Origin of the sequence: Paenibacillus sp. SAF-068 (genome assembly GCF_051967555.1) — a bacterium.
Taxonomy (GTDB): domain Bacteria; phylum Bacillota; class Bacilli; order Paenibacillales; family Paenibacillaceae; genus Paenibacillus.
Genome location: NZ_JBQCJX010000001.1, coordinates 1,836,206 through 1,850,222 on the forward strand (window position 1 = coordinate 1,836,206; position 14,017 = coordinate 1,850,222).

The 14,017-nt window shown below is 47.7% G+C and carries 8 protein-coding genes; 6 read left to right on the top strand and 2 right to left on the bottom strand.

The window, feature by feature from the left end:
• Positions 1 to 42 precede the first annotated feature (42 nt).
• Positions 43 to 651 carry a DUF1349 domain-containing protein gene (locus tag ACTHPG_RS08210; RefSeq protein ID WP_440388630.1) on the top strand — a complete coding sequence of 203 codons (609 nt, stop codon included), beginning with the start codon at positions 43 to 45 and terminating at the stop codon, positions 649 to 651.
• Between the two features lie 228 nt (positions 652 to 879).
• Here ACTHPG_RS08210 and ACTHPG_RS08215 read toward each other — a convergent pair whose 3' ends face one another.
• On the bottom strand, positions 880 to 1,359 hold the full coding sequence (locus ACTHPG_RS08215; protein WP_440388631.1) for an SET domain-containing protein: 480 nt from the start codon (positions 1,357 to 1,359) through the stop codon (positions 880 to 882).
• 197 nt (positions 1,360 to 1,556) lie between these two features.
• Here ACTHPG_RS08215 and ACTHPG_RS08220 point away from each other — a divergent pair, with 197 nt between their 5' ends.
• Positions 1,557 to 3,113, top strand: coding sequence for an ABC-F family ATP-binding cassette domain-containing protein (locus ACTHPG_RS08220; RefSeq protein ID WP_315935147.1), 1,557 nt, complete (start codon positions 1,557 to 1,559; stop codon positions 3,111 to 3,113).
• A 446-nt stretch (positions 3,114 to 3,559) separates the two neighbouring features.
• Positions 3,560 to 8,785 carry an S-layer homology domain-containing protein gene (locus ACTHPG_RS08225; protein WP_440388632.1) on the top strand — a complete coding sequence of 1,742 codons (5,226 nt, stop codon included), beginning with the start codon at positions 3,560 to 3,562 and terminating at the stop codon, positions 8,783 to 8,785.
• A 166-nt stretch (positions 8,786 to 8,951) separates the two neighbouring features.
• On the opposite strand, the gene ACTHPG_RS08230 is transcribed toward ACTHPG_RS08225, so the two are convergent.
• A complete protein-coding gene (locus tag ACTHPG_RS08230; RefSeq protein ID WP_342572809.1) occupies positions 8,952 to 9,512 on the bottom strand; it encodes an NAD(P)H oxidoreductase in 561 nt (186 codons plus the stop codon).
• 187 nt (positions 9,513 to 9,699) lie between these two features.
• On the opposite strand from ACTHPG_RS08230, the gene ACTHPG_RS08235 reads away from it, so the two are divergent.
• From ACTHPG_RS08235 to cysI, 3 genes are all read left to right on the top strand, one after another.
• Positions 9,700 to 10,077 carry a winged helix-turn-helix transcriptional regulator gene (locus ACTHPG_RS08235; protein ID WP_440390177.1) on the top strand — a complete coding sequence of 126 codons (378 nt, stop codon included), beginning with the start codon at positions 9,700 to 9,702 and terminating at the stop codon, positions 10,075 to 10,077.
• A 218-nt stretch (positions 10,078 to 10,295) separates the two neighbouring features.
• The gene (locus tag ACTHPG_RS08240; RefSeq protein ID WP_440388633.1) at positions 10,296 to 12,131 is read left to right on the top strand and encodes an assimilatory sulfite reductase (NADPH) flavoprotein subunit; all 1,836 of its coding nucleotides are present in this window, start codon (positions 10,296 to 10,298) and stop codon (positions 12,129 to 12,131) included.
• Positions 12,132 to 12,184: 53 nt separating this feature from the next.
• Complete coding sequence (gene cysI, locus ACTHPG_RS08245) at positions 12,185 to 13,906, top strand: assimilatory sulfite reductase (NADPH) hemoprotein subunit (RefSeq protein ID WP_440388634.1); 1,722 nt, start codon at positions 12,185 to 12,187, stop codon at positions 13,904 to 13,906.
• Positions 13,907 to 14,017 lie beyond the last annotated feature (111 nt).

Here is a 14,017-nt window from a genome sequence, read left to right on the forward strand (position 1 = left end):
GATTAACGTCCCTTGGGACGGAAGGAAGGATGGAAATTAACGATGTCATCGGATTTTATAGGACTTCTTGAAGGCAAGTGGACGAAGGAACCTGTTGCTGCACGGATGGATGGGGATCGTTTCATTGTGGAAGCTCGGGAAGGCAGTGACTTCTGGGAGAAAACATTCTATGGGTTCTGTCATCGGGATGGACACGCCATACTTGCTCCATGGGACGGAACGGAAGCGATCGAGGTATCGTTTGATCTAAGTTCATTCACCGAACTATATGATCAGGCGGGCTTAATGTTATGGTACGGAGAAGACCAATGGATCAAGGCCGGAGTTGAGGTTAACGATGGTGTGGCACATGTTGGAGCCGTCGTGACGGATATGTATTCGGATTGGTCGCTCTCTCCGGTGCCAGAGTGGGGTGGACGAATTGTAACGATCAGAGCCTCCTACGACAACGAGGCCGTTATCATTCGTGCGCGCACAGATGAGCATGCTTGGCGTACGATTCGCGTTGCACGGTTTGCCCATCCGACGAACAAACACGCAGGCCCATTTCTGTGTGCACCGAAGCGTGCTGGGTTCGAGGTCGCTTTTACCAAGTGGAGAACCACGGAACCCGATGCTGATCTGCATACAGATCCACCGATTACAGATTAAAATAATTTGAGATGCACGATAAACAATGAATATGGACAAGCATATTTGGCTTAGAAAGAAAGACAACACACAAAAAGCAAGTCTTCCGTTAACGGAGAGCTTGCTTTTTGTGTTTAAACTTTTACCCATGAAGAGTTCTCTGGGTATTCATTTCATAATTTATCGCGGACAACGCGAAATTTTTTTATCCATAGCGAAGGTTTTTGCAAAATTTCTTGTGTGTAACGTTTATTTACTCGTGTCCGTATCCGAGGAGTGGATTTCGTTCTCTTGTTCAACATCATCCTCATCCTCATTGGACTTATTGAACTCACGCATACGCTCCTCATAATCATCCAGGAACCATAACGGGTCCATGCTGTCTTCTTCACCGTTGTAATTAATCACGATTTCTTCGCCAGCCTTGATGTCTGTATACGCGTAGAAGTCAAAGGTGTGGTTGTCAAAATTAATATCATAGGTAGCGTTAGGTTCATAGGAGTGGTTGATCAGACTGCCGTAGCCGAGCAGAATGGCAGTATGATTCGCCCCATATTCGAACACGTAATCTTCCAAAATCGTTTTTTCGACATGTTCATGATCTTCATTCGGGTAAGGCACAACGGGTGCCTGATGGATAAGCGTTCCTTTGGCAATGTCAACGGTAGCAAATACCCCACGGTTAAATTCACCGCCGTCACCCAACTTGGATTGTTTCACTTCAATCATATTGTTCACCTGATGCTCTTCAAAGAGCTCCGTTCTATATAGTAGTAATTCGTTAAGGCAAAATTTTAACCCATACTTTCATATAAGGCAAATTTCAGCCCGAAAGGTGCAATAATTTTGAATATGGCGTTGAGTTGTAAAGGAGATAACGCTTATAATATACAAAGAATTAAGTCTATATAGAAAAGGTGTCATGAATGAGCATATTAAATGTAGAAAAATTAAGTCACGGTTTTGGTGACCGTGCTATCTTTAACGACGTATCATTCCGCCTGTTGAAGGGCGAACATATTGGTCTGATTGGGGCCAATGGTGAAGGTAAATCAACCTTCATGAACATTATTACAGGCAAACTTCAGCCAGATGAAGGCAAGGTAGAGTGGTCCAAACGGATGCGTGTTGGTTATCTGGATCAGCATGCTGTATTGAACAAAGGCCAATCCATCCGTGACGTGCTTCGCGGCGCGTTCCAGTATTTGTTCGACATGGAACAGGAAATGAATGATATGTACGGCAAAATGGGCGATGTGACTCCTGAGGAGCTTGAACAACTTCTTGAAGACGTGGGTACGATCCAGGATACACTGACAAACCAGGACTTCTACATGATCGACGCCAAAGTGGATGAAACCGCACGTGGTCTTGGTCTGACGGATATCGGTCTGGATAAAGACGTCAATGACCTGAGTGGTGGACAGCGTACCAAAGTACTGCTCGCCAAGCTATTGCTGGAAAAACCCGATATTTTGCTGCTCGATGAGCCTACAAACTATCTGGATGAATTGCATATCGAATGGTTGAAACGTTATTTGCAGGAATATGAGAATGCTTTTATCCTGATCTCTCACGATATTCCGTTCCTTAACAGTGTGATCAACTTGATCTATCACATGGAGAATCAGGATCTGACCCGCTATGTGGGGGATTATGATCACTTCCAGGAAGTACATGAGATGAGAAAACAGCAGCTGGAGTCGGCGTACAAACGCCAACAACAAGAGATTGCTGACCTCAAGGACTTTGTAGCGCGTAACAAAGCAAGCGTAGCTACACGCAACATGGCAATGTCCAGACAGAAGAAGCTCGATAAGATGGATGTTATCGAACTCGCGAAAGAGAAACCGAAACCGCAATTCAATTTCCGTGATGCAAGAACATCCGGCAAGCTGATTTTCGAAACCAAAGGTCTTGTGATTGGTTACAACGAACCGTTGTCCAGACCACTGGATCTGCGTATGGAGCGTGGACAGAAGATTGCCCTCGTTGGTGCGAACGGAATCGGTAAAACAACCCTGATGCGCAGTATTCTGGGTGAAATTCAGGCTCTGGAAGGAACCGTTCAACGCGGTGAACATCTGGAGATCGGTTACTTCCAGCAAGAGATGAAGGATGCAAACTATAATACCTGCATTGAAGAGATCTGGCAGGAGTTCCCTTCCTATACCCAATTCGAAGTGCGAGCTGCACTTGCAAAATGTGGTTTGACTACAAAACACATTGAGAGCAAGGTAGCTGTACTGAGTGGTGGCGAGAAAGCCAAAGTACGTCTCTGTAAATTGATCAATAACGAAACCAACCTGCTTGTACTCGATGAGCCGACGAACCATCTGGACGTTGATGCCAAGGAAGAGTTGAAACGTGCGCTCAAGGCTTACAAAGGCAGTATTCTTCTGATCTCCCATGAACCGGAATTCTACCGTGATGTAGTTACGGAGACGTGGAACTGTGAGTCATGGACAACGAAAGTATTCTAAACAGAGGTTGTTCAAAAGTCACTCACTAATAATTCGAGCGAGCTGGCAAACAAGCTCGAACGGTGAAAAAAGGCGCGAATTTTGCTTGCAAAACAGGCAGAACTCGCGCCTTTTTTGCGTGGTTTTAACGAAAAATGTTTGCACCCAATTCACAGTTGACAGCTTGAATAAGGCAATAATATAATTCAGGAAAGCGATTACATTTATATAATAGAAACCTGTTTCACTGTATAGGGGCAAGGAAGAGACGGTATTCCGTATGGGTATCATTGCACTTAGAAGGGAAGACAGGTCTTTTTTTGCACTCCAATGAAACCGGTTTCATTAAAATGAGGAGGTGGAAAACGCTCTGTACTGACCGCCGGCTGCTGAGGATAGGCTGATCAACACCACCGCGCCTTCAGGAACCATGCTTTCATCTTTCACGCCAAAGGAGAGAATGAACATTGGATAAACTCAGAAAACCCATGATATTCATGTTATCTGCAACACTTGCGCTGTCTTCGGGACCGTTAATGCTGCCGAGTAAGGCGTATGCCAATCTGGGTAGTGTACCCGTCACGTTGCTGCAGGACGATTTTTCGGATGGGGAATATACGGAAGCACCTGCGTGGAATGTAAGTTCAGGCAACTGGGAAGTGATCGCGGACCCGACAGACGCGTCCAACTTCACGCTGTTCCAAAGCGATACCAATGAAGGCATTATCTCTACAGGAGACTCCATATCGGACATGACCGTGTCCATGCGCTTTTATACGGGAGCCAGTCAAGGATATCCGGGAATATTGCCGCGGTTTCAGGATAAGAGCAATTTTTACTATTTTCAAATGCAGGTTCCCAATAATAAACTCGTTTTCTCAAAAAGGATGAACGGTTCAGATACCACTTTGAAAACGGTGGACTATGCATTTGCCAAAAATACATGGTATACCCTCAAAGTGGTGTTATCAGGTAGCACCATTCGAGGGTATATCGTGGAAAACGGCTCCGACCGGTTGGTATTCGATCTGGTTGATACTACATATGAATCAGGTACCGTGGGCATTCGGAATAAGTGGCAGTCGGTCCATGCAGATGACGTGACCATTGCCGAGCGACCGCCAGAGAACGATATTCAGCTCTCTATTGCCGAGCAGACGGCGTCTTCGGTTTCCTTACAATGGTCTGAACTCGCGGGTGCATCAGGTTATCGCCTGTACCGTTCCTACACGCCTGAAGGGGGCTATTCCCTGGTAACCAACACCGGAACTTTGGGACACACAGATGAAGGATTAAGCGGGGATACGGTCTACTATTACAAGCTCGCCTATGAATATGGAGGATTAACTGAATCATTATGGACTGCTCCACTGGAAGTTCGAACGACTGTGGCGGCACCACAGGCTCCGGCTGAATTAAAGGCTACAGCACTTAACGCGACCAGCGTTCAGCTGACTTGGCCCGCTGTGGATAAGGCGACTGGTTATCGCGTGGTTCGTGCCGAGATTGGCAGTGACCAATACGAGCAGGTTTACGAAGGTAAAGGACTAACTTTCACGGATAAGGCACTTGAGCCTGGGAGCAGCTACAGCTATCGCGTAACGGCCTTCAATACAGCTGGTGAGTCAGCAGCCACTGTTGCAGAAGCCACGACATACGCCATTGACTCTCCTGCAACATTTGCTGCGACGGCCGTGACGGATACATCAATCTCTCTGGAGTGGGATGCCCTTACTGGATCTGATGTAACATATAAGCTTTCCAGATCCACGAGTGCTACGGGCACGTATCAGCAGGTCTATAGTGGAAATGAAAGCATGTTTAATGATAGTGGTCTGACGATGGGCACAGGATATTTTTACACCATTCAGGCGACCGTGGACGGCGTAACTTCTCCAGCATCCGCACCATTGAGCGTTGCCACAGTTCGCACAAGCATTACACCAGGACAATTGTGGCCAGATCTGGACGGGAAGCCGATTGATGCGCATGGGGCTGGTTTCTTCTACGATGAACAGACGGAGACCTATTACTGGTATGGCGAATATCATAAGGGTGGCTGGCCAGCTGTTGGTGTGCGTGTGTATTCTTCCAAGGATCTGATGAACTGGACAGACGAAGGCATGGCTCTATCGACACTTCAATCCATGGATGATTTTGACAATGACCCGTTGATCTCCAAACTGTATGCGGGGCGTGATGACCGCGTGGATATCTGGGCAGATATCCGAAAAGGACGGATCATTGAACGACCGAAGGTCATCTACAACGACAAAACAAAGAAATACGTGATGTGGGCCCACATGGACGGTGATAAGGACCCGTATAACGATAATGCGAACTACGGTAAAGCGCGGGCCGGTTATGCGATCAGCGACTCACCAACTGGACCTTTTGTGTATCAGAAGAGTTACCGAATGGACAGAGCTCCGGAAGGGGAGAAAGATTACTTCCCAAGTGATAAGGGCATGGCACGTGACATGACATTGTTCAAGGATGATGACGGCACCGGTTATCTGATCTACTCCAGCGAAGAGAACCTGACGCTCTATATCTCCAAACTGAATGAAGACTACAGTGATGTAACAGGTTGGCATAAGGAAGGACGAACGGATGACAAAGGCAATCCGGAACGTGATTCCACCTATCAGGCCGAGTACGGCGTAGATTACGTGCGGGTGTTCCCTGGAGGGCAACGCGAAGCACCGGCAATGTTCAAGTATCAGGGTAAATATTATATTTTGACTTCCGGAGCTTCCGGCTGGGCCCCTAACGAAAACAAAGTGACGGTGGCGGATAACATTTTTGGCCCCTGGTCAACGCAAACCAATCCGTTCGTACGCACGTTGCCGAGTGATCCCGATCCAGGCAAGGCTTTCGGCACTCAGACCACATCCGTCCTTCCGGTCGATCCGGAAAAAGGAAAATTCATTTACGTGGGGGATACGTGGAATGGTGGCAATTTCTCGAATGATGCTGCAAAATACGTGTTCTTGCCCATTGAGTTCGGTATAGGCTCCGACATCGCGATCAAGTGGTATAACAGTTGGACACCGGATCTGCTGGATTCGATGGGCAAGGTGGATATCGCTGATCCGTTGCCAGAAGCGGTGGCGCTTGGCAAAGTGCCATCTCTGCCAACGATATTGAATGTGCGCGACGGTGGTGAATTGGTGTCAACGCCAGCAGTATGGACAATTGACAACCGGGCCATGATGGCAGAAGATTTTGCTAAGCCAGGACCACTCACGTTACAGGTAACAACACCGGAATATAACAACAAAAAACAGGCGGTTCGTGTAAACGTCATTCCAGAGAATGCCTTATATTTTGTGAATAGCGGAGGGTACGAAACAGCTGATTACAATCTTATGGGTGCATATATGAAAGGAACACTGGCTAACCCGGGTACGGCTGACCAGATGTATGCGGCGGCAGAGGGTCGCCATTGGGGGTATACCAGCGTAGATGCTCTGTCATCCGGTTCGAATGGCGGAGATATATTCTCGACCGTACGTTATCTGAACGGTGGCAATGTCAGCAATTCACCTAAAGGCACGGACTTAACCTATAGATTTGATGTGCCAAACGGGACGTATGATGTGTATGCAGGATTCAACGATCCGTGGACGAATACATCGCGCAGAGCCAATTTCATCATCAATGGCACGAATACCGGTGCTGTCACTTTTACACCTGCCAGTGTGAGAGCACATCAAGGTATTAACGTGTCTGATAACAAGTTGGAACTGACCGTGCGCAATACGGCATCACAGGACCCGATGATTAGCTGGATTATGATCGTTAAGCCAGATGCTACGCCACCTGTTAATGACAGTGCTGGTCTCAATGCGGATACAGTGGATTCAACGAGTGCAACGCTTCACTGGGATGCTCATCTTGGTGCAGCAAGCTACAAGCTCTACCGCGCAGATCGTGAGCAAGGTGAGTACAAGGTGGTTTATAGCGGCAATGGACGAGAGTACAGGGACAGTGAACTGAATCCCGGCACGGCATATTATTACAGAGTGGAAGCTTTGGACGCGACGGGGCAATCTGTGAGAGATGTATCTTCTGCATATCAGGTACACACGGCTCAGCAGAGCGCTGCAGATGTAGCTACAGGCATTACGGCACTGGAACAGCCTTCCGCAGGAGCGAAAAAACTGAAGTTACCATCCGTGCCGCAAGGTTTCACAGTGAAGATTGCTTCCAGTTCGGTACCGTCCGTCATTCAAACCGATGGAACGATTGTTCCACCATCGAAGGAAACAACAGTACTCCTTGCGTTGGAAATTACTCGAACTTCTGACGACACAAGAGCCTTGACTGTACCTTTGACAGTGAAGGTGCCTGCGTCTGTTTCTTCCCCCGGAGGATCGGACCCTGGTTCGGGTAGCAACCCAGGCGGCAATTCCGGTGGCAATTCAGGGAATAGTTCTGGTTCAAACAACAATGGCGGACAATCAGGAGGTGTTAGCCCAGGTGCAGGGAATGCTATACCACAACCTAAACCGGAGAAAGACCGTTCCGTTCTGGAGTTGCAGGCACAGCCTGACCAGAAGGGGGTAGTGCAGTCCAACGTGGATGCTTCAACGATTAAAGAGGCTTTTAAAGTTGCCCCTGTAACAGATGCGGGTCGGCGCTTGGTCGAACTACGGTTGAAGCCGGTTTCGGGAGCAACGGCATATGAAGTATCTCTGCCTGCCTCTGCGTTGATAGCTCAGGGAGAGTCCCGTGTGTTCAGCATGGTTACAGAGCTGGGCATGTTGGAGCTTCCTGCGATACTGTTAACGAAGGATATCGTTGGTGATGGGATTGCATCCATCCGATTGGTCAGAACGGAGTTACCAAAAACAGTCGCAGATCAGCTCGGCACGAAATATGGAGTCCAGCTTGAACTTCAACTGGATGGTCAACCATGGCCATCGGAAAGCAAGTTGAACCTTCGTCTGCCTTTCCAATCATCCCATAATGCTCAGCAGGATCGGATTGTAGCATTTGCCCTTGGCGCGAACGGTGTGGCAACCCCATTGCCGCAAAGTTACTACGAACCAAAGAGCGGGCAGCTTGTATTTTCCCTAACGTCACTCACAGGAAATTATGCTGTTGTGTCTGTGGAGCAGGCATTCGCAGATCTTGCAGAAGTGCAGTGGGCCAAGAAAGCGATGGAGGCTTTGGCTGTCAGAGGTGTAATTGATGCAGAGGCAAAGGGTGATTCCACGCAGTTACATCCAAAACAGGAGATGACCCGCGGCCAATACATGCAATGGTTGATGACTGCGCTCGGCTTGAATGCTTCTTCCGGGAATGCGTTCTCTGATGTAAACGAAAAGGCTCCGTACTACGAAGCAGTTACAGCTGCGCGTTCACTAGGTATCACCAGTGGTACTGGTGACGGGCGCTTCCTGCCAGAGTCCACGATCAGTCGTCAGGAGATGATGACGTTGACAGTGAGGGCACTTGCAGCGGCTGGACTGATTGACTCCGAGAAGGCTCCTACAGATGAACTTACTCGCTTCCGAGATGCTTCCGAGATTCGCTCCTATGCCAGGGAAAGTGTGGCATTACTTGTGGATTTGGGTATCGCACAAGGGTACAACGGTGAGGTGAAACCACTTGCCGAAGCGACCCGAGCCGAATCGGCTACGATGCTGTATGCGATGATGAGCAAGCTGGTATGGAAGAAATGATGATACGCCCGGATTACAGCGTGTGAAAAAGAAGGCTTACTTTGACCTGGAACTTAGGTTGGAGTAAGTCTTCTTGATTGTGCGCCCTTCATGTGCGAAAAGTCGGATACTCAACGCACGAACTTCCTATCGTATTGCAGTTGTCATGTGTAATGTCTACGAATTGTTAATTGTAATGTTTGCCGATTTGATAGGCTTGCTCCAACAAGCCTTCGATATGTTCTTTGGATTCTGAAATGGTTTCATAGAGGAATTCGACTCGGGATTCCTGCATTCTTGCATAGCCTGCAATCCCGTTATTCAGATAATTGGAGATCATGTTGTAATAGTCGTATTTATGGAATGAAGCCTCCGTTCCTCCAGCTAGTGCAATCCACAGTGCCTTTTTGGAGTTAGCCTTGTTCAGCAGCCCCATGTTCCATACCTTGTCCAGATAAGCTTTGAGCATGGAGGGGACGTTGTACCACCAGATCGGGAAAACAAATACAATGGCATCAGCCGCAAGCACACGATCCAGCTCTTTGCGAATCACAGGGGCATGCTGTTTATCAGGATTTTGCCAGTCTCGCTCATCTTCTACACCATATAATGGATCGAATCCGTCATGATATAGATCGAGGATATCGATCTCATGTGAATTCTCCTGCATACCTTCTATAAAACGATTCATCACGGCAAATGTTAAGGAATCCTGTCTTGGGTGAGTAACGACAAGTTTAACTTTCATGTAGGAGTAACCATCCTTTTTTCTTTTTTTTGGTTAAACATTCTGACCAATGTTATTATAAGTTTCATGACATCTTATTGAGAAGTACGCACCTTCGAGTGCTGTAGATACCTTGAGGTTCTTCGGTTACTTTTAATAATAGGTATACATATATGTGAATTATGGGGGAGTACACGTGGAACCAGAAATGAAAAAATATGAGAGTGGTGTGCAGGCGATGCTGGAACTGATCGGTGGAAAATGGAGAATTCTTATTCTGCATCAGCTGATATCAGGTAAAAAACGAACAAGTGAACTTCGCAGGGCCATTCCTGGCATAACCCAGAAGGTCCTTACCCAGCAGCTTCGTGATTTGGAAAAGAATGAAATCATCCGTCGAATTATTCATCCTGAGATTCCGCCCAAGGTAGAGTATGAGCTGACCGAATATGGCCTGACACTACAGGACATCATTGATCGCATATGTCTGTGGGGAGAAAATCATTTGGACAGAGTATACGGAGATAAAAGCAGCGTGCTGGGAGATCATTTTAGTGACTATATTCCACTTTCAACTTCAACTTGAGCTGACCGTGCAGTTAAAAATAAATCAAAACCGTCCTTGATTTGTAAAGGAGGGTTTTTGTTGTTTTTTGTCCTTTATCAGTGAAACTGATAAATGCTATAAAATCATTGAAATTGACCCTCAACACCCGGTGTGTTAGGTTTTAGAGAGAAGAAATTAAATTAATATGATAATTTTAGTCGGAATTAAAATCGAAGCAATGCGCGAGGTGGCAAACAGTGGAACTTCAAGTGACAAACAGCCCTTTTAATCAAGAACAAGTTGAACTGCTTAATCGTCTTATTCCCACATTAACCGATGGACAACGGACTTGGTTGAGCGGATATATTGCAGCAATTCAGGCAAGCGCAACAATAGCGGCTCCAGCGAACCTGGTACAGGCTGCATCAACTACAGGTATTGCACCAGTCAGTGCTGCGCCAGTATCTCGTGAAGTTACCGTGCTCTTCGGTTCACAAACTGGGAATTCCAGCGGCCTATCGAAGAAGCTGGCCAAGAAACTTGAAGAGCAAGGCCTTCAGGTAACGTTGTCATCGATGGGAGATTTCAAACCGAACGGACTCAAGAAAATTGAAAATCTCCTCATCATCGTCAGTACGCATGGCGAAGGCGAACCACCGGATAATGCGATTCCGTTGCATGAATTCCTGAACAGCAAACGGGCTCCGAAGCTCGAAGGGCTTCGTTACTCGGTGTTGGCTCTGGGAGATACCTCCTACGAGTTCTTTTGTCAGACAGGTAAGGACTTTGATAAACGATTGCAGGAATTGGGGGGTACAGCTCTTGTACCGCGCGTGGACTGTGATGTTGATTTTGATGAACCGGCTGCGGAGTGGATGAATGAAGTATTGGCATCCCTAAGCAGTACATCTGCCGCTGCGAGCACGGTAACTACTGAGGCTGTTACAGCTGCGGTGAGCGGCGGGGAATCCGAATATGATCGCACGAACCCGTTCAAGGCTGAAGTATTGGAGAATCTCAATCTGAATGGCAGAGGATCGGACCGTGAAACACGCCACATTGAATTGTCTTTGGAAGGCTCCAGCCTGGACTACGAGCCCGGTGACAGCCTTGGGGTATTCCCTGAGAATCACCCGCGCCTTGTCGATGAATTGATTGCGGCCATGGGATGGAATGCTGATGAGCGCGTGACCGTAAATAAAAACGGGGACCAGGCATCTGTGTACGAAGCGTTGCTGCGTTATTTCGAGATTACAGCGGTGACGAAACCGGTCGTGGAGCAACTTGCGAAACTGAATCCTGGGAGTGGCCTGACAGCGTTACTCGCCGATGATTCCGAATTCCGTACGGTCATGAATAGCTGTGATCTGCTGGATCTGGTTCAGGATTATAACCTGAAAGGAATTCCTGCTGCAGAATTCGTAGCTGTTCTTCGCAAAATTCCGGCACGTCTGTATTCGATAGCAAGTAGTTCGAAGTCTTTCCCGGATGAAGTTCATCTTACCGTTCGCTCGGTTCGTTATGAAGCACGTGGCAGAGAACGTTACGGAGTTTGCTCGGTACATCTCGCTGAACGTATCGAGGCTGGCGACACCTTGCCTGTATATATACAGCATAACCCGAATTTCAAGCTGCCTGAGAATCCAGATACGCCGATCATTATGGTTGGGCCAGGTACAGGTGTAGCGCCGTTCAGATCTTTCCTTGGTGAGCGTGAAGAAACAGAAGCAGAGGGCAAGACATGGCTGTTCTACGGAGATCAGCATTTCTCCACCGACTTCTTGTACCAGACAGAATGGCAGCGCTGGCTCAAAGATGGTGTGCTCACGAAGATGGATGTAGCCTTCTCACGTGATACGGAACAGAAAGTATATGTACAACATCGTATGCTGGAACACAGCAAAGAAGTGTACCAGTGGCTTCAGGAAGGTGCAAGCGTATATATCTGTGGTGACGAGAAAAAAATGGCACATGATGTGCATGCTGCGCTCATCACGATTCTTGAACAAGAAGGCGGCTTATCGCCTGAGCAGGCATCGGAATATCTGACACGGTTGCAGCAGGAGAAACGTTATCAGCGGGACGTCTATTGATTACCGGTTAAGCCGGATTGTATCATCCCGCAGAGACGAGAGGAGAAAGCAGCATGGTTTATAATAACTTACTTAACCCGCAGCGCACGAATAGCGATGTGGAAGATATAAAGATCAAAAGTGATTACTTGCGCGGAAGTCTGACCGAAACGTTGGCTGATCGCATCACGGGTGCAATTCCAGAGGACGACAATCGTCTGATGAAACACCACGGCAGTTATATGCAGGATGATCGTGACCTGCGTAATGAGCGTCACAAATCCAAGCTGGAGCCTGCATATCAATTCATGTTGCGTGTACGTGCTTCCGGTGGGATTGTAACTCCTGAGCAGTGGTTGATGATGGACAGAGTGGCACATAAATATGCGAATCAGACCATTCGTCTGACCACACGTCAGTCTTTTCAACTGCATGGTGTACTGAAGTGGGATCTTAAGAACACAATCCGTGAAGTGAACGATTCGTTGCTAAGCACACTGGCTGCATGTGGTGACGTAAACCGTAACGTGATGTGTAACCCGAATCCAAATCAATCTGATGTGCATGCTGAAGTGTATGAGTGGGCATGTCAGGTGAGCAATCATTTGGACCCTCGCACGCGGGCTTATCATGAGCTGTGGCTGGATGGCGAGAAAGTGATCGATTCCCAGGACTCTGACGAAGAAGTTGAACCAATCTATGGCAAAGTGTATTTGCCGCGGAAGTTCAAGATCGGTATTGCTGTACCACCATCGAATGATGTGGATGTCTATTCACAGGATCTTGGCTTCATTGCTATTGTGGAGAACGGCAAGCTGCAAGGCTTCAATGTTTCCGTTGGCGGCGGCATGGGGATGTCTCATGGTGACGCCAAAACCTATCCTCAGGTGTCCAAAGTCATTGGTTTCTGTACTCCGGAGCAAATGATTGATGTCGCAGAGAAAACAGTTATGATTCAGCGTGATTATGGAGATCGTGCCGTTCGTAAACACGCTCGTTTCAAATATACGCTGGATGATCGCGGTGTGGAGTGGTTTGTCGAAGAACTGACCAGCCGTCTGGGATGGAAACTGGATGCGGCACGTCCGTATCATTTTGAGACGAACGGAGACCGGTATGGTTGGGTAAAAGGCAATAATGGCAGATGGCACTACACGCTGTTCATTCAAAATGGACGTGTCAAGGATGTTGATGGATATCCTCTCATGACGGGTTTACGTGAAATTGCCAAAGTGCATACGGGTGATTTCCGTCTGACTGCCAATCAAAATCTGATCATTGGTAACGTTAGCAGCCAGAAGAAGAAAAAGATTGAAGCACTCATTCAGCAGTATAACCTGACCGATGGGGCACATTACTCTGCCCTGCGCAGAAGTTCGATGGCGTGTGTTGCGCTACCGACCTGTGGCCTTGCGATGGCTGAATCCGAACGTTACTTGCCGTCCCTGATCGACAAACTGGAGCCAGTACTGGATGAAGCCGGGCTGAGAGACGAAGAGATTGTCATTCGCATGACAGGCTGCCCGAACGGATGTGCAAGACCGATGCTAGCCGAGATTTCATTTATCGGTAAAGCACCAGGCAAATACAATATGTATCTTGGTGGCAGCTTCACTGGCCATCGACTGAATAAGCTGTACAAAGAAAACATTGGTGAAACCGAGATTCTGGACACGTTAACGCCAATGGTGAACCAGTATGCCAGAGAGCGCAATGAAGGTGAACATTTCGGAGACTTTGTCATTCGTGCGGGATATGTTCCTGAAGTGTTGGATGGTCGACAATTTCACGCTTAATGGACCGGGTAAGATGAATTGAAGTTAGGACTGATTCAGGGACGGAAGCATTCCTTATGGGGTGCTTCTTGTTTGTTATATGTGGAGTAAGTAGAGCTAAGTTAGTTGCTG